Below are 15894 nucleotides of genomic sequence, written 5' to 3'. Positions count from 1 at the left end.
TTGCCATGGTCGACGTGGCCGATCGTGCCAATGTTAACGTGCGGCTTCGTCCGCTCAAACTTTGCTTTCGCCATCGGCGTCGCTCTCTTAGCTTGCGGTTAAGTCCATCAAATCCGAATGAGACCCGACCGCCTCAGGACGGTGGATGCTGCGGCTTGGCAAGCTGTTGCCATGAAACCAGACCGGGATCGAACGCAACTCGTCAAGTGGAGCGGGTGAAGGGAATCGAACCCTCGTCATCAGCTTGGAAGGCTGCTGCTCTACCATTGAGCTACACCCGCCGCAGGCCGCAGGGAGGGATGGTGGAGGAGGTTGGATTCGAACCAACGTAGGCAAAGCCAACGGATTTACAGTCCGTCCCCTTTAACCACTCGGGCACTCCTCCGTTTCACCGCCCTATCGCCGAAGCGTCCTGGATGGCTTCACGAAAACGCCCCGCAAAACAATTGCAAGGCCGCTGCCGTGGCGCGTGTTATGTAGAACAGGCATGGGGGTGTCAACACCCATTTGCCCGCTGTGGACACAAAAACACCGCCCTGCCGCGAAGCGGTTTCTCCTTGCCGCCCGGCCACCTCCGGGATAAGCGCTCGTTTCATGACAGGACCGAAGAACCCCACCGGCGGCCCGCCCGCCAAAGACGGCGGCAGCCCCCGCACCCCGCGCGAAAAATCGCGCTTCGCACGCAAGGGACCCCCGGGGCGCGGCAGCGGCCCGGGAGCCGGACGGCCGGGCGCTGCCCATGACGGCGACGGACGCCGCCCCTGGGCAAAGCCGCGCGGCCGCCCCGGCCATGACCGGGGCGAGGAGGACGGCCCGGTGCTTCTCTACGGGCTGCACACGGTCGAGGCCGCCTTCCGCAATCCGGACCGCCGGCGCCACCGGCTGCTCGCCACCGAGAACGCCCAGCGCCGGCTGGGCGAACGCGGCATCTCCTTCGACGTGCCCGTCGAGACGGTCGCCCCGCGCCAGCTCGACCATCTGGTCGGCCGCGACGCGGTGCATCAGGGCGCCGTGCTGGAGGCCGATCCCCTGCCCGCCTTCGGCGCGCGCGATCTCGCCCGGGCCCGCCTGGTCCTGGCCCTCGACCAGATCACCGATCCGCACAATGTCGGCGCGATCCTGCGCTCGGCCGTGGCGCTGGCCGCCGACGCGGTGGTGACGACCGAACGGCACGCCCCGGAAGAGGGATCCGTGCTTGCCAAGTCCGCATCCGGCGCCCTCGACATGGTCCGCCATGTGCGGGTGAAGAACATGGCCCGCTTTGTCACGGACATGCGCGAGGCGGGCTTTCGCACCATCGCGCTCGACAGCGAGGGTCCCGCCCGGCTGGAGGACACGGAACTCGGCGACAAGGTGCTTCTGGTGCTCGGATCGGAGGGCAAGGGCGTGCGCCAGGGCGTGCGCGAGGCCTGCGACACGCTCGCCCGGCTCGACATGCCCGGCGCCATCGCCTCGCTCAATGTTTCCAACGCCGCCGTGCTGTCGCTCTACGTCACCCGCACGAAAATGGGGCTCTGACCCCTGTTCATGTTTGCAAGTGCCCGGAGCGCGGTTCTCGCGCCCGGAGAACCGCTCCTGTGAATTTTCGCGATAATTCTTGACTCATTTACTCAACTTAAATATCCGCTGGCTTCCGGGCGCCTGATCGTCCGAGCCAGCCCGAGCGCGAGCCAACCCTCCCTTCCCGCCCCAGAACACTCATTGAGGGTCCCATCGTGCTCACCACTTCCAGGCGCACCGCGATCAGCGGTGTCGCAACGCTCGTGCTCGCCCTGCCGACGGCCTCCCTTGCCCAGACGCAGGCCCCCGCCCCCCTTCCCGAGGCAATCGCCGAAGACCCGGCCAGCGAGGCCCCCGACCGCGATACGGCCAGCCGGCCGGCCGCCGGCGCGCAGCTGGACGCCTCCGTGCTCCAGAAGATCGTTGTTCCGCTGCTCGACTACCTGGGAAGCCAGAGCCCGGCCGATATCGGCACAACGTCTCTCGACCGTGGCAGCTTCGTCGTGCGCACCGACGGCAGCGGCGATGCCAACACCTTCCTGCGCGGCCTGCCAAACGTCCAGTACCAGAACGAGACCGACACCGACGCCGGCATCGACGGGCAGCAGATCCTCAACACGCGCCCCGAGCTCCTCTCCATCTCCGGCGGGCGCATCTACGAGAACAATTTCATCGTCAACGGCATTCCGGCCAACACGGTCACCGGCTCGGTCGAGCGCGACAACGGCGGCGAACTGACCAGCGACGAGAACACACCCAATGCCGACCGGGTCTACGGCCTTCACCCGCAGACGATCTTCGTGCCGTCCGACTTCGTCGAGAGCGCGACGGTGATCGACAGCAATGCCCAGGCGAAATACGGCAACTTCCAGGGCGGCGTCGTGTCCTACGAGCTCAACAAGCCTGACCGCCAGCGCTGGAAGGGAACGGCAAGCGTCGCGGTGGAAAGCGACAGGTTCGTCAATTACGTGGTCGCGACCGAGGACGGCACCAACCCGCTCGGCCGCAAGCCGCCCGAGTTCACCAAGATCAGGTCCTCGTTTTCGCTGAGCGGTCCGGTCAACGAGGTCTTTTCCGTGATCGCGCAATACAGCCGGACGGACGCGGCGACGAAGAAGCAGAAGGACTACATCTACCTTTCGGGAGACATTCGGGAAAAATCCCTGAACGCGTTCTACCGGCTCCAGGTGGATGCCAATACGGACTTTGGCACCTTCTCGCTCGAAGGCATGGTCACCGACTATTCACAAGGCTTCGAAAGCCAGGACTGGCGCGACCTGCAGGTCAATGTTTCCACGCTGACCTATGCCGGCAAGCTCAAGCATTCCTACACGTTCGGCAACCTCGACACGCCGTTTGGCCAGATCCTCGGCCTGACGCTGGACAGCAAGGCCGTCGTCTCGCACACCGCGACCCGGAACGAGACCAACAGCGACGTGGCGCGGGTCTATCAGATCAGGGAGGGCAGCGCCCGCACCAACACTGTCTACTGGACCTCGAGCGACCCGGACATTCTCTCCTGGTGCCGTGTCGACCCGACCACGACGGGAAATGTCACCTGCCGCGAGGGCGGATACGGCGCGAACAAGGAACAGGGGCAGACCCAGTATCTCTTCAGCCAGAACGCGGCCGGCTCGATCTGGGCCGGCACCTTCGAGGCGGGCTACGACCTGACCCACACCAGCGCCCGGCGGGCACGCGAAAACGACTTCACCTACTATACCAGCGTCAACACCCTGTGGGATGCCCGGGCGCTCGGCCTGAGCCAGTTCAACTGCCTGGGGAGCGAAGCCTGCAGCTCCGACCAGTATGCGAACATCAAGACCGTTTGGGACGCCCACGACACGACGGTGACGCTCAACTCGTTCGATGCCTGGCTGCAATTCGAGCAAAGTTTCGGCTGGCTGACGGTCCGGCCGGGCCTGCGCCTGCAGGTCGACGACTACCAGAAGAACGTCAACCTCGCCCCGCGCATCGCCGCGACGATCACCCCGATCGAGCGGATCGAGCTCTCCGCCGGTTTCAACCGCTACTACAATGGCGGTAGCCTCGAGTATGCCATTCGCGACAACCAGCCGCGCGGCCAGGCCTATCTCCGCGGCCATGACGGCAGCGGTAACGTCACCGACACCTGGACGATGCGTCCCGAAACCGGCGTCCTCGGCAACAAGGCCTCGGACCTGCGCACCCCCTACACGGACGAATGGACCGCCGGCATCAAGATCGTCGACCCCCTGACCGAGGGCACGTTGCGCCTGCGCTACATCAACCGGGCGATGAAGGACCAGTATGCCAGCGCAGACCTTGGAAACAACACCAGACGCCTGACCAATTCCGGCACCGGCGCCTACGAATCCGCCACCGCCGAATATGCCAGGACCTGGGACGTCGAACGGGTGCGTTCCCTCGACCGGCTGACCCTCACCGGGTCCTTCACATGGTCGGCACAGGAACTCTCGCCCGACAGCTACTTCTATGACGAGGACGACCTTCTCAACCGCATCCTCTACAATGGCCGGTCCTATTCGGTCGGCGGCTTCTCCGTCGTCACGGGAAACCTCGACATTCCCATGCGGGCCCAGCTCGCGATGATGACGAACTGGTACGAAGGCAAGTTCAGTCTTGGCGTCGCCGCCAACTACAACTTCCCCTTCACCGGCGTTCAGGACACCGGGCGATCGGAAGTGTTCAACGGCATCCGCCACGATGTCTGGGAAGACAAGGACTTCGACGGCACGCTCACGGTCGACCTGCATTCGAGCCTGGAACTGCTGCGCCAGGAGCACAGGAGCGTCCGCCTCAATCTCGTGGTCGACAATCTCTTCAACGAGATCGGCAACGCGAGCGCCGGCAACAGCAATCCTTTCCGCAAGGGTCGCAGCTTCTGGCTCGGCCTCAACACCACGTTCTGAAGACCTTGCCATGCCCTTCTTCCGGCTCTTCGTTCTCCTTTGGGGACTGTGCATCGCCGTCGTCTTCGTCATGCCGGCCCTGCTGCTGCGCGAGGACTGGCAGCGCACGAGCGACAACGGGCTCGCCGCGACCTTCCCGGCGCAGCCGGTCGAGGACGACTTCGAGGCGTTGCGCCGGGCATACTCCCGCCCCGCCTCCGACTGGCCTTCGGCTCTCGTCGAGCCGGAGGTCGCCTTCGTCGAACTGGGCCCGCTGAAAATACGACCCCGGCCGGAGGGCGCCGAACTGCAGAAGGCCCGCCTCGGGAGAAGACTGTTCGAGGATCCGCAGCTTTCGGTATCCGGACACTTTTCCTGCCAATCCTGTCACAACCGACAGCTTGGCTGGGGCGACGGGCTGAGGGTCTCGGTCGGTCACGCAAGAAAGGCGGGACGGCGTAACGCTCCGCCACTGTTCGGAGCGGCCTACCGCAATGCCTTCTTCTGGGACGGCCGTGCGGCGAGCCTTGAGGAACAGGCGGCCGGCCCGCTGCTCAATCCGGTCGAGATGGCCAATGAAGACCTTGCCGAGGTGGTCGAGCGCCTGCGCGCAAGACCCGACTATGTCCGCGCCTTCAGCGAAGTCTACGACGACACGCCCATCGTCTTTTCGCAGGTCGCCGACGCACTGGCCGCCTTCCAGCGCACACTGGAACGCCCGACGCGATTCGACCGCTTCGCCGCCGGATTGCCGACCCGCTTTTCAGACGAGGAGCTTTGGGGGTTGAACCTCTTTCGCGGCAAGGCGGGCTGCGCCAATTGCCATTTCGGTCCGATGCTGACCGACGAGAAGATGCACAATCTGGGGCTCACCTTCTTTCGACGGCGCCTTCAGGACCTTGGCCGCTACGAGGAAACCGGCGACCCGCAGGATGTCGGCCTGTTCCGCACACCCTCCTTGCGCCATGTACGCCTGACCGCGCCCTACATGCACAACGGGGTTCTGCCCCGCCTCGTCAACGTCATCGCCTTCTACGTCCAGGGCGGCGGGCGAATCCGCCCGCGCAACGAGGCAGAGGCGGCCGATCCTCTCCTGCCCCATGCGATGCGCACCTCGCCGCTGCTCGACGAACTCGACCTGGAGCGGGCCGAGATCGAGGCGCTGGTCGCCTTTCTCGAGACCCTGTGAACCCGTTCGCGCACGCAAAAGCGGGCCGGGACCGATTTTAAGGGAAACCTTGTCGAAACGGATGCGCGCGCGGCAAAGGTGTGCTAAATGCCGCCGCGATGCCGGTATAGCTCAGCTGGTAGAGCACCTGATTTGTAATCAGGGGGTCACGGGTTCGAATCCTGTTGCCGGCACCATCTTTCCCCGATGTTTCCCAGTCCGAAAACGGCACGGTCCGCATCGCGGGTCGAACGGTTTCGCCCTGCCGGCCTCCCGGCCGGGCCGGCAGCGCATGACCTGGCAGCAGCAAGAGGACAGAACATGACCCTGATCAGCTTTCCCGATCCCGCCTTCGTCGCCCGCCAGACGGCGAAGATGCTGCTCGAGGTCAAGGCGGTCCACTTCCGCGCCGACGAGCCCTACAAGCTGACCTCGGGGCTGGCGAGCCCGGTCTATATCGACTGCCGCAAGCTGATCTCCTATCCGCGCCTGCGCGCCACCTTGATGGATTTCGCCACGGCCAAGATCCTGCGCGACATCGGCTTCGAATCGCTCGACGCGGTCGCCGGCGGCGAAACGGCCGGCATCCCCTTCTCCGCCTGGATTGCCGAGCGCCTCGCCCTGCCCATGCAGTATGTGCGCAAGAAGCCCAAGGGCTTCGGCCGCGACGCCCAGATCGAGGGTGTTCTCAAGGAGGGCGACCGGGTGCTGCTGGTCGAGGACCTGACCACCGACGGCGGCAGCAAGGTCCGCTTCGCCGAGGCGCTGCGCAAGGCCGGCGCCCAGGTCGACCATGCGATCGTCCTGTTCTTCTACGACATCTTCCCCGAAACCCACGACGCGATGGCCCGCAACGGCCTGACGCTGCACTATCTCGCCACCTGGCGCGATGTGCTCGCCGCCGCGCGCGAGGGCGGACACTTCCCGCCCGAGACGCTCGCCTCGGTGGAAGCCTTCCTCGATGCGCCTCTGGCCTGGTCGGCCGCCCATGGCGGCATTTCGGAATTTGCCGTCTGACGCTCAGGACCCGAAAGGCCCGCCCTTCCCGGCAAACGGATGGGCCACCGGCTCCTTGGCGGTGAAGGCATGGCGCCGCGCGATCTCAAGGTAGGACCGGTAGACATAGCCGCCATTGTCGGCGAGGAAGGTCTCCCGGTGCCGTGCATAGACGCCCGACAGCCGGTACCATGGCAGCCGCGGAAAGCGGTGATGCACCGCGTGCAGGGAATTGAACAGGAACAGGAAGGCCAGCGGCCCGCGATCCTCGATCAGCACGGTACGATGGCCGACCTCCTCCTCCGCCCGGTGCTCCAGATACGTGCGCACGCATAAAAGCGCATAGGCGCCGTAGCAGGCGGCGAGGTACCAGCCGAAGGAAAAGCCCGGCACCTGCCGCAAGAGGCCGACGAGGATGCCGGCGAAGACGAGATGCTCGCCCCAGGCGCGCAGCACGTCCCTCCGGCCGGACAGCGCCAACCGGACCTCCGCCAGCAGAAAGCCCGTCAGCCCGATCAGCGGCCCCAGAACGATCCGCCCGATAAGCGTGTTGTTGGCCTTGAGCAGGGCACGCCGCGCCCGGCCGGCCGAGGCCCAGTCGCGCGGATGCAGATACCAGCTCTCCGGGTCCTCGTAAGGGTCGGTCAGGCGCGGGTCGTCGTGATGGGCGATATGCAGCGCCCGGAACCGCCAGTAGGGAATGAAGAGGCCGAGCGGCAAGGCCACCAGCAGCGCGTTGAGCCGCGGATTGCGGAACGGGTGCCCGTGCAGCAATTCGTGCTGCAACGACGAATGCAGCGTGATCACCGGCACCAGCGCCAGCCAGGCAAGAGGCCCGGCAACGGGTGCGGCAACCACCAGCAGCGCGAAGAGCACATGCACTCCGGCCAGGAGCGCGATGGTTGGCCACTCGATGCCCGCAGCGAAGCCGGATGTGGGAGAGAGCCGGGCCGACACCGGATCACCCGCACCTGCCTCCGGATGCGCGGCGAGGAATGGGCGGACGGTATCGGGCTTCACGGTTTGCAACTCCTTGAGGATGTCCCCCAAGTCATCTTCCCGGTCACGGCCCGAGACAATGTGTCGATATCCAAATCAAAATGTGATTTAATGCCTAAAGTGTATTTTTCGCGTGAATTCACAAATTCCATTCGTAATCGCAAATGCCGTGGATCGCTCCGCGGCGGAACCGGGGTGCTCGCATGGCACGGGCTGACAAGAGGGAACTGGCCGAACTGTTCCGCGAACGGCTGGCAATCCTGATCGCACGGCGCGGCGAGCCGCCCGGCCGTTTCGCGCAGCGCGTGGGGCTCGACCGCTCGGCCCTCAGCCATTTCCTCGACCCTGCCTCGACCCGGATGCCCCGTGCCGAGGCACTTGCCGACATTGCCCGCGCGGAAGGCGTGACCACCGACTGGCTGCTCGGCCTGACGCAGACCACGGCGGATGCCGCCGGCATCGCCCCGGCGATCCAGATCGAGCAGACCGAGAACGGGCGCGGCGACACGTTGCTGGCCAGTTGGCACCAGGAGGCGATCGGCTACAAGATCCGCTACGTCCCCTCCACCATTCCCGACCTGCTGCGCACCGAAGCAGTGCTCGCCTACGAGTTCGGCGCGCCGGAAACCGCCAAGGCCGCCGCCAAGGCGGATCAGGGACGCCGGCTGCTGGCCTATACCAGGCGCCCGGAGACCGACATGGAAGTCTGCATGCCCTTGCAGACGCTGGAGGAGATCGCCGCCGGGTCCGGCATCTGGAGCGCACTCAGCCCCGGCGACCGGCAGGACCAGCTCGACCACATGGCCCGTCTGGCGGAAGAGCTTTACCCGACCTTCCGGCTGTTTCTCTTCGACGCGCGCAACCGCTATTCGGCCGCCTATACGGTTTTCGGGCCGCAACGCGCGGCGCTTTTCCTCGGCTCGCTCTACCTTGTGGTCAATTCCGTGGAGCACATCCGCGCCCTGACACGGCATTTCGACATGCTGATCCGCGCCGCCAGCGTCGGTCCGGATCGCGCCGCCGATCACATCCGCCAGCTCGCCGGCACGCGTCAGGTCACGCCTTCGTGAAGACGAAGCGCTTGAGCGGCAACGCGAAAAATGCCGAGATTCCCGGTGCGCGGCCCAGTGTCGCCGCGACCGAGGGAGAACCGAACATGCTCAAGTCCTGCGTCCGTGCCGTCGCAGTCGCGCTGCCATTGCTGGCGGCGACGTCGATTGCTTCCGCCGAACCGATCGAAATCCGCCAGAACATGATGAAATCCGTCGGCGCCGCCACCGGAACGCTCGGCAAGATGGTCAAGGGCGAGATCCCCTACGACCCCGCCCTGGCCGGGCTGGCCATGCGCATCCTGTTCACCACGCCGGCCGGCTTCGTCACCCAGTTCCCGGAAGGGGCTGATTCTCCCACCAGCGAGGCCGGGCCGAAAATCTGGGAAGACCGCGCCGGCTTCGAGAAGGTCGCCATGGACATGCAGAACGCGGCGCTCGCGGCGATTCCGGCGGCCAGCGAGAACCTCGACGCGCTGAAGGGCGCCTTCGGTTCCGTGGCGCAGAACTGCCGCGCCTGCCACGAGACCTACCGCGTCAAGAAAAACTGATCTAACAAGGGCACCACAACGACACCCGGGGGAGACATCTCCCGGGCACGCCTGCGTCGCGGCAATCGCCGCCGCAGGCCCTTTTGCCTTGGGGAGACCGCCGAATGACCCGTCGCACCTTTCGCCGTCTGGTCGGCGTTGTCCTGCTGCTGATTGCCGGCGGGCTCTACCTGACCCGCCCCGAGCGGGTCGATTCCGCCTCGATCCCCGACCACGCACCGGACCTTGCCAATGGCGAACGCATGTTCTGGGCCGGCGGCTGCGCCTCGTGTCACGCGGCACCGGGCGCAAGCGGCGAGGCCAAGCTGGTGCTTGCCGGCGGGCTGGAACTCGATACTCCCTTCGGCCTGTTCCGGGTTCCCAACATCTCGCCCTCGCCCGAGCACGGCATTGGCAGCTGGTCCAACGCCGACTTTCTCAATGCCATGACCAAGGGCACTTCGCCGGAAGGCCTGCACTATTATCCGGCCTTTCCCTACGGCTCCTATCGCAACATGACCTTCACCGACCTGATCGACATGAAGGCCTATCTCGACACGCTTCCGGTGTCTGACAACCAGGTCGCCGACCACGCTCTCGACTTCCCCTTCTCCTGGCGCAGCGCGCTCGGACTGTGGAAACTTCTCTTCCTCGACACGACCCCGGTTCCCGCACCGCCAGGTGCCGGGGACGTGGCCGAACGCGGCGCCTATCTGGTGGCAGGTCCCGGCCATTGCGCCGAATGCCACACGCCGCGCAACGCGCTGGGCGGGCTCGACACGGCGCGCTGGCTGGCCGGCGGGCCGAATCCGGATGGCAAGGGCACCATCCCCGACATCACCCCCTCCCCGCACGGCATCGGCTCCTGGTCGGCAACCGACATCGCCTATTATCTGGAAAGCGGCTTCACGCCGGATTTCGACAGCGTCGGCGGCAGCATGACGGCCGTGCAGGAGAGCTGGGCGAAACTGCCCGCCGCCGACCGTGAGGCCGTGGCCGCCTATCTGAAGACGATCCCGCCATCGGCCCCGGCCGCGGACTGAGGTCAGCTCGCGCCAGGGCCTTGCCCGCTGCTTCCCGCGCGGATCCAGTCGAGGAAGGACGCACTGCCGCCCTCCACCGGCAGCACCAGGATGGCCGGCTCGTCATAAGGGTGCAGCGCGCGGATCGCCTGCACCGCCTCGTCCTGCCTGGCAACGGTCGTCTTGGCGAGGAAGACGACCTCCTGGCCTTCCTCCACCGCCCCCTCCCAGCAATAGAGGGAGATCATGCCCGGCCACATGTTGACGCAGGCGGCAAGCCCTTCGCGCACCAGCTGACCGGCGGCCGCGCGCGCCGTCGCCATGTCCGGAAAAGTCGCATAGATCAACCGGATATCCATATCGCCCTGCTGCAAAAGACGGGTCCCAAATCGCTCCGGCCCGTGCTACGTCAGGAGCATGGACCGGCTGCCGCACCCTATCGAGAAACTGGCCTTCGTCTCAAGCGAGACCGGGGAGGCGGAAGACGCGCGCAGCGAGCTCGAGGCCCGCTACGGCGCCCACGACCCGAAGAAGGCGGACGTGATCGTCGCCCTTGGCGGCGACGGCCTGATGCTGCAGACGCTGCACCGCTTCATGAACACGGGCAAGCCGATCTACGGCCTCAACCGCGGTTCGGTCGGCTTCCTCATGAACGAGTATGGCGCCGACGACCTGATCGCGCGCATCGGGTCGGCCGTCGTCAGCCGCATCCACCCGCTGGTGATGGAAGCCACCGACGCACTCGGCCATGTTCATTCGGCGCTGGCGATCAACGAGGTCTCGCTGTTGCGACAGACCCACCAGGCCGCCAAGCTGCGCCTGTCGGTGGATGAACGTATCCGCATGGAGGAACTGGTCTGCGACGGTGTGCTCGTGGCCACACCGGCCGGCAGCACCGCCTACAACCTCTCCGCCCATGGCCCGATCCTGCCGATCGACGCACAGCTTCTGGCGCTGACGCCGATCAGCGCCTTCCGGCCACGGCGCTGGCGCGGCGCGCTGCTGCCCAACTATGTCGAGGTGCGCATCACCGTCCTCGATCCGGCGAAACGGCCGGTCAGCGCGGCGGCCGACTATACGGAGATCCGCAACGTCATCGAGGTTCGGGTTCGGGAGGAGAAGAATTCCTCCAGCCTGGCGCTCTTCGACGCCGACCACAACTGGGACGAGCGTATACTTTCGGAGATGTTCCGGTACTGATCGCTACGGAAGAACACTGATATACCATTATATTCGCGATTTATTTAGTAATCCGGTCCAGACTCCGGCGAACCAACGAGAACCGGCTGCGCGCCGGTCCTGGCGCAATACAGCGCCGGTGGCTGGCGCTGCATCACATCGCCTGTGCCGAACATGAAGATACCTCATCTGGACCTGAGTGCGCTCCGCATTCTCATCGTCGACGACAACACCAACATGCGGCGGATCCTGAGGACGATGGTCTCGGGTTTCGGCGTCGGCGAGATCTACGAAGCGGAAGACGGCGCGGCCGCACTCGAGCAGATCAAGAACAACGACCCCGACCTCATCATTCTCGACTGGCTGATGCCGATCGTCGACGGACGGGAACTCACCCGCAAGATACGCGCCTCGAAGAAGCCCGGCTGCTTCGTCCCGATCGTCGCGGTTACCGCACATACCCAGAAGCACCGCGTGATGTCGGCCCGCGACGCCGGCGTCACCGAGGTCATGTGCAAGCCGGTCTCGGCAAAGGGCCTCTATCTGCGGGTCGCGAATTGCGTCCTGAACCAGCGCGACTTCGTCAGGACCAAGGGTTTCTTCGGCCCAGACAGGCGCCGTTTCCAGAACCCGTCCTTCAGCGGCGCGGAAAGACGCGGCGTCAAGGTCGACGACGGATACACTCTGGACGATCCGAACGATCTCCCGCAAAGTCACCCGAACGACATATCAAGGGAATCGGCGGCGTGATGACGCCGTATTTCAGTGATCAGGTGCTCCGGTTGCCAAGGCAGCACACAAACCGACACGCCGGAACACGGCCGGGAAAAGAAGCAAGATGACGAGCGACCCGACAAAGCAGAACGACGGCTACGAACTGGTGAAGCCGCCGCGCGACCTGCGCTCGAAGGTGCGCGTGATGAGCGACCGTGAGGCTGCCCGGTTCGACCCAGTCAAGTCTGCGGAAGCCGCTCTGCAGCGTCTCTCCCACGATTTCGACGACTGGATGGCGACAGAGGCGACGGCCCTTGTCGATGCCTGGACAGACATCCAGGCCAACGGAATGAGCGAGGAGCGCTGTGCGTCCCTGTTCCGGGCTGCCCACGACATCAAGGGACAGGCCAGCACCTTCGGCTATCCGCTGGTCGGCGCCGTTGCCGGAAACCTCTGCCACCTGATCGAGCATGTGACGCCCGCCGACCTGCCGGGGCCGCTGGTCGCACAGCATGTCGACGCCGTCCGCGCCATGGTCGCGGAGACCTCGCGGCAGGAGGACAATGCCACCGCGCGCGCGCTGGTCGAACGTCTCGCCGACGTGACCGAGGACTTCATCAGGCGCGTCGCGCCCGATGCCGAGGACTGATACTCAAGGCCAACGGCCGGGATTGGTTCCCGTCTTCCGGCCGGCTTTTGTCTGGTCCGTCACTATCCTCCCGGTCGCTTATGCGGCCGCCAGTGTCCGGTCCATATAGGCGCGTGCCGCATCCCGCGCGATTTCCGCCGAGAACCGGCGCAGCATGACGACCAGGTCGTCGGCCTCGACCCCGTCCTGTTCCTGATACCTGTCCAGTACCTCGCCGATCAGCAACCGCGCGACGGCCGGATTGCCCGGCACGGCAAGAACCGGCGTCACTTCCCGTGCAAGATCGCGCCAGACCCCGATTGCCACCTGGAAGAGGCCATGCGTGCGCGACGGAAGCCCCGCGCGCGACAGCAGCGCGCGCAGCGGCAGGCCGCGCGCCGAGCCGAGCACCGCCTCGACCCGCGACACGCCAAGCCCCGACAGGCGCGCCAGCGCGGCCGTGAACAGGACGATGTTTCCGGTGCAGACCGCCCGCAACAACAGCGCCGGCGTCAACTGTCCGGACTGGACGAGATGCTCCACCAGCGCCGGCGTCTCGTGCGGTGCGGCCGTGCTGGCCAGTGTCACCGTGGCGCGCTCCCGCGCTTCCGCGACGACGGCGCGGGCGCGCTCGTCCTTGAGCCCCCGGCGCACGAGCGGATGATCGCTGAGGAGATCCCCGACCTGCTTCAACAGCATCTGGCGGATTTCGATGGGGGTTTCGCCGCGCGCCATCAGCGCCTCGCGCAAGATGGCGTCCGTGCCATGGCGCTCGACCAACCGGACCATGCTGAAGCGCGGGATCTCCGCCTCGCGGTTCTCGGCCAGCGCCTGGCATGCCTGCAGGGACCCGACCTCGGCGATCGCGGCGGCAACCTGCGATCCCAGATCGACGCGCCGGGCAACGGCAGCCGGCAGCGGATCGGCAAAGCCGGCAACCGCGTCGACCAGTTCCATGTCGAGCAGCACGGGCGAGCGTTCCAGAACGAGGCTCGCCACCTCCGGCAGATCGCCGGACAGCGCCAGGATCACCTCGCGCGGCGCATCGGCGCTGCGCGACAGCGCCTCGGCCAGCGCGCGCCGCACCTGGACGGCGGGATCATCGAGCAGGATCGTCATCGCGGCTTCCGCCGCTTCGCGGTCCGCCTCGGTCATGGCTGAATGGAGATAGGCCCGCGCCAGCGCGCTGGTTGCCTCCGCCCGCCGCGTCACCGGTGCGTCGGCCATCCATCGCAGAAACTGTTGTACGATCATGATGCGATAGTCTCCTGCCGCGCCGCATGAAGCGGCGACATGAGCAGTCTGCGACGGAAACGCTTAAAGCTTCGTTCACCATAAAAGAAAGCCGCCGAAAGGCGGCCCGCTTCATGCCTGTCGCCTCGCCCGGCAGACCACACGGGACCGCGCGAACGGCACGAAAAAGGCGCGTGGCCCGAATGGGTCGCGCGCCTTGCTGATCGCCTGCAGGTCCCGCCTGCCCTGTGCGGCCGCCCCGGGCCGGCTCACACCGGCGGCAGCAGGTCCTTCTGCTCGAGCGTCGGCCGGTAGTTGAGGAAGCCCGTCAGATCCATCGGCTGGCCCTTGACGAGACTGGCCGTGCGGGTGGTGCCGGCTTCCGTCAGGATGCGCGAGCGCCGCTGGCTGTAGGCATCCGTCTGGCTGTCGGCGCGCGCGGCGGCGCGCTCCAGCGCCTCGACCTGCCCGGCCTCCTGCGCCGCGAAAGCCGACGTGAAGCGCGAATCGAACGACACACGCTTTGCTTCGACGCCATTGCGGAACAGTGCATGGAACGGCGAGGAAACGTCGCTGGTCGCCGACCATGCGGTCAGGACGCGGCTCGTCGGATCGCCCATCGACAGGCCTTCTCCGGCCGTCTCAGTGCCCGTCGTGGCGGCTGCGGCAACCGTCGTCGCGGCGGATGCGCCGGGCTTGGCTTCGGGCAGCGCCGCAATCTGGGTCGTGCCCGGCAGCGTCGGCATCGGGCCGCCATGCTTGGCGACAAGATTGGCATAGACCTCGGAAACGCTGCGCGCGCCGCCCCGGTCGTAGAATATCGGTTTGTTCGCCTTGGCCTGGCGCGAGAACACGCGATCGGCGGCGAGATCCGGCTGGCTTTGCGCAAGACTGATCAGCTTGCGCGCGCCGCCCGCCCCGAGGAAATGAGCGATGTAGAGCTCACCCTCGCTCGGCTCGCGTCCGAGCTTCTCTGTAAGATAGGCCGCGTTCTTCTGGGTCAGTTCGCCCGCCATGCGCGAGGAGATCTCGGCATTGTTGCGCAGATCGAGGATCTTGGCGCGCATCGCCGGATCGGAAACGCGATACCGGCCGTTCGCCCCGCGCTGGATCTGCTCCGCGTACTGGCCCAGCCCGTGCCGGCCGCCAGCTTCCTTGACGGTCTCCAGCCAGGTGCTTTCGATGAACTGGAACAGCCCGGTCGCACTCGATGTGCGCGCCTTGGCCGTCTCGTCGAAATTGGACTCCCGCTTTGCGGTCTTGACCAGATACTCGAAAGAGGCTCCGGTCGAGGTGCTCGCGGACTGAAAAGCTTGCTCGATCCTGGACGCGATCGAGAACGGTTCGCCGACTTTCATGCTCCGCTCTCCTGGCAACGCATGTCTTAGGATTTACTTAACAGTCGTGAAGATTTGGTTAACGAGTGGTTAATGCCCGCTAAGGCCCGTTGCCCATTGGGTTTTGTGGCTTTAATCGGAAGAATCGATTCGCCGCTTTGGCGCCATATCGCCGGGATCCACAGGGAGGACACCATGCCGGGTTTGCATTTTGAGGAATTCACCGTCGGCCACGTATTCCATCACGCGCTCACCCGCACGGTGACGGAGATGGACAACATGCTCTTTTCCAACATGACGCTGAACCCGCAGCCGCTCCATATCGACCGGCACTTCTGCGAAACCCAGACCGAGTGGGGCCAGCCGCTGATGAACAGCCTGTTCACGCTCGGCCTGATGATCGGCATTTCGGTCAATGACACGACGGTCGGCACCACGATCGCGAACCTGGGCATGAACGACGTGAAGTTCCCCCATCCCCTGTTCCAGGGCGACAGCGTGCATTGCACGACCGAGGTGATCTCCAAGCGCGAATCGAAGTCGCGTCCCGGTGCCGGCATCGTCGAGTTCGAGCACAAGGCCTTCAACCAGCATGACCAGCTCGTCGCCATCTGCCGGCGCCAGGCCTTCATGCGAAAGAAAGGGTGA

General features: G+C 65.7%; 15 protein-coding genes, 3 tRNA genes and 1 pseudogene. 12 read left to right on the top strand and 7 right to left on the bottom strand.

The window, feature by feature from the left end:
* The 3 genes and pseudogenes from RBB46_RS19990 to RBB46_RS19980 form a co-directional block, all read right to left on the bottom strand.
* A pseudogene (locus RBB46_RS19990) lies at window positions 1-74 on the bottom strand (elongation factor Tu); the annotation flags it as partial.
* Window positions 75-207: 133 nt separating this feature from the next.
* Window positions 208-281: transfer RNA gene (locus RBB46_RS19985), tRNA-Gly, on the bottom strand.
* 19 nt (window positions 282-300) lie between these two features.
* Window positions 301-385, bottom strand: a tRNA-Tyr gene (locus tag RBB46_RS19980).
* Between the two features lie 209 nt (window positions 386-594).
* Here RBB46_RS19980 and RBB46_RS19975 point away from each other — a divergent pair.
* From RBB46_RS19975 to RBB46_RS19955, 5 genes are all read left to right on the top strand, one after another.
* Entirely contained in the window at window positions 595-1518 is a 924-nt protein-coding gene (locus RBB46_RS19975) for an RNA methyltransferase (protein WP_306030803.1), read from the top strand.
* 197 nt (window positions 1519-1715) lie between these two features.
* Entirely contained in the window at window positions 1716-4412 is a 2697-nt protein-coding gene (locus tag RBB46_RS19970) for a hypothetical protein (protein WP_306030802.1), read from the top strand.
* Window positions 4413-4422: 10 nt separating this feature from the next.
* Entirely contained in the window at window positions 4423-5580 is a 1158-nt protein-coding gene (locus tag RBB46_RS19965) for a cytochrome-c peroxidase (protein ID WP_306030801.1), read from the top strand.
* A gap of 100 nt (window positions 5581-5680) precedes the next feature.
* Window positions 5681-5756: transfer RNA gene (locus RBB46_RS19960), tRNA-Thr, on the top strand.
* Window positions 5757-5880: 124 nt separating this feature from the next.
* Entirely contained in the window at window positions 5881-6576 is a 696-nt protein-coding gene (locus RBB46_RS19955) for an orotate phosphoribosyltransferase (RefSeq protein WP_306030800.1), read from the top strand.
* A 3-nt stretch (window positions 6577-6579) separates the two neighbouring features.
* Here the strand turns inward: RBB46_RS19955 and RBB46_RS19950 are convergent, their stop codons facing one another.
* Complete coding sequence (locus RBB46_RS19950; protein ID WP_306030799.1) at window positions 6580-7575, bottom strand: fatty acid desaturase; 996 nt, start codon at window positions 7573-7575, stop codon at window positions 6580-6582.
* A gap of 182 nt (window positions 7576-7757) precedes the next feature.
* Between RBB46_RS19950 and RBB46_RS19945 the strand changes: the two genes are divergently transcribed.
* The 3 genes from RBB46_RS19945 (at window position 7758) to RBB46_RS19935 (ending at window position 10176) form a co-directional block, all read left to right on the top strand.
* Window positions 7758-8624: a helix-turn-helix domain-containing protein gene (locus tag RBB46_RS19945; protein WP_306030798.1), complete on the top strand. Its 867-nt coding sequence runs from the start codon at window positions 7758-7760 to the stop codon at window positions 8622-8624.
* Window positions 8625-8710: 86 nt separating this feature from the next.
* Window positions 8711-9154: a cytochrome c gene (locus RBB46_RS19940; protein WP_306030797.1), complete on the top strand. Its 444-nt coding sequence runs from the start codon at window positions 8711-8713 to the stop codon at window positions 9152-9154.
* Window positions 9155-9258: 104 nt separating this feature from the next.
* Window positions 9259-10176: a cytochrome c gene (locus RBB46_RS19935; protein ID WP_306030796.1), complete on the top strand. Its 918-nt coding sequence runs from the start codon at window positions 9259-9261 to the stop codon at window positions 10174-10176.
* A gap of 2 nt (window positions 10177-10178) precedes the next feature.
* On the opposite strand, the gene cutA is transcribed toward RBB46_RS19935, so the two are convergent.
* Window positions 10179-10502, bottom strand: coding sequence for a divalent-cation tolerance protein CutA (cutA, locus tag RBB46_RS19930; protein WP_306030795.1), 324 nt, complete (start codon window positions 10500-10502; stop codon window positions 10179-10181).
* A 70-nt stretch (window positions 10503-10572) separates the two neighbouring features.
* On the opposite strand from cutA, the gene RBB46_RS19925 reads away from it, so the two are divergent.
* The 3 genes from RBB46_RS19925 (at window position 10573) to RBB46_RS19915 (ending at window position 12697) form a co-directional block, all read left to right on the top strand.
* Window positions 10573-11355, top strand: coding sequence for an NAD kinase (locus tag RBB46_RS19925; RefSeq protein ID WP_306030794.1), 783 nt, complete (start codon window positions 10573-10575; stop codon window positions 11353-11355).
* 153 nt (window positions 11356-11508) lie between these two features.
* Window positions 11509-12084: a response regulator gene (locus RBB46_RS19920; RefSeq protein ID WP_306030793.1), complete on the top strand. Its 576-nt coding sequence runs from the start codon at window positions 11509-11511 to the stop codon at window positions 12082-12084.
* An 88-nt stretch (window positions 12085-12172) separates the two neighbouring features.
* Window positions 12173-12697, top strand: coding sequence for an Hpt domain-containing protein (locus RBB46_RS19915; RefSeq protein ID WP_306030792.1), 525 nt, complete (start codon window positions 12173-12175; stop codon window positions 12695-12697).
* 78 nt (window positions 12698-12775) lie between these two features.
* On the opposite strand, the gene RBB46_RS19910 is transcribed toward RBB46_RS19915, so the two are convergent.
* Both RBB46_RS19910 and RBB46_RS19905 read right to left on the bottom strand, forming a co-directional pair.
* Window positions 12776-13930 (bottom strand): DUF2336 domain-containing protein, encoded by a 1155-nt coding sequence (locus tag RBB46_RS19910; protein WP_306030791.1) that lies wholly within the window; start codon window positions 13928-13930, stop codon window positions 12776-12778.
* 248 nt (window positions 13931-14178) lie between these two features.
* Window positions 14179-15267 (bottom strand): lytic transglycosylase domain-containing protein, encoded by a 1089-nt coding sequence (locus RBB46_RS19905; protein WP_306030790.1) that lies wholly within the window; start codon window positions 15265-15267, stop codon window positions 14179-14181.
* Between the two features lie 174 nt (window positions 15268-15441).
* On the opposite strand from RBB46_RS19905, the gene RBB46_RS19900 reads away from it, so the two are divergent.
* On the top strand, window positions 15442-15894 hold the full coding sequence (locus RBB46_RS19900) for a MaoC family dehydratase (protein ID WP_306030789.1): 453 nt from the start codon (window positions 15442-15444) through the stop codon (window positions 15892-15894).

Origin of the sequence: Stappia sp. MMSF_3263, assembly GCF_030733745.1 — a bacterium.
Classification (GTDB): Bacteria; Pseudomonadota; Alphaproteobacteria; order Rhizobiales; family Stappiaceae; genus Stappia.
Note: the sequence above shows the minus strand (reverse complement) of the source record. Positions and strands in the feature narration are given on the sequence as shown.

Bases quoted from the DNA above. Each gene is read 5' to 3' on its own strand.
- RBB46_RS19975 (WP_306030803.1), top strand. From the start codon at position 595: ATGACAGGACCGAAGAACCCCACCGGCGGCCCGCCCGCCAAAGACGGC.
- RBB46_RS19965 (WP_306030801.1), top strand. From the start codon at position 4,423: ATGCCCTTCTTCCGGCTCTTCGTTCTCCTTTGGGGACTGTGCATCGCC.
- RBB46_RS19955 (WP_306030800.1), top strand. From the start codon at position 5,881: ATGACCCTGATCAGCTTTCCCGATCCCGCCTTCGTCGCCCGCCAGACG.
- RBB46_RS19945 (WP_306030798.1), top strand. From the start codon at position 7,758: ATGGCACGGGCTGACAAGAGGGAACTGGCCGAACTGTTCCGCGAACGG.
- RBB46_RS19940 (WP_306030797.1), top strand. From the start codon at position 8,711: ATGCTCAAGTCCTGCGTCCGTGCCGTCGCAGTCGCGCTGCCATTGCTG.
- RBB46_RS19935 (WP_306030796.1), top strand. From the start codon at position 9,259: ATGACCCGTCGCACCTTTCGCCGTCTGGTCGGCGTTGTCCTGCTGCTG.
- RBB46_RS19925 (WP_306030794.1), top strand. From the start codon at position 10,573: ATGGACCGGCTGCCGCACCCTATCGAGAAACTGGCCTTCGTCTCAAGC.
- RBB46_RS19920 (WP_306030793.1), top strand. From the start codon at position 11,509: ATGAAGATACCTCATCTGGACCTGAGTGCGCTCCGCATTCTCATCGTC.
- RBB46_RS19915 (WP_306030792.1), top strand. From the start codon at position 12,173: ATGACGAGCGACCCGACAAAGCAGAACGACGGCTACGAACTGGTGAAG.
- RBB46_RS19910 (WP_306030791.1), bottom strand. From the start codon at position 13,930: ATGATCGTACAACAGTTTCTGCGATGGATGGCCGACGCACCGGTGACG.
- RBB46_RS19905 (WP_306030790.1), bottom strand. From the start codon at position 15,267: ATGAAAGTCGGCGAACCGTTCTCGATCGCGTCCAGGATCGAGCAAGCT.
- RBB46_RS19900 (WP_306030789.1), top strand. From the start codon at position 15,442: ATGCCGGGTTTGCATTTTGAGGAATTCACCGTCGGCCACGTATTCCAT.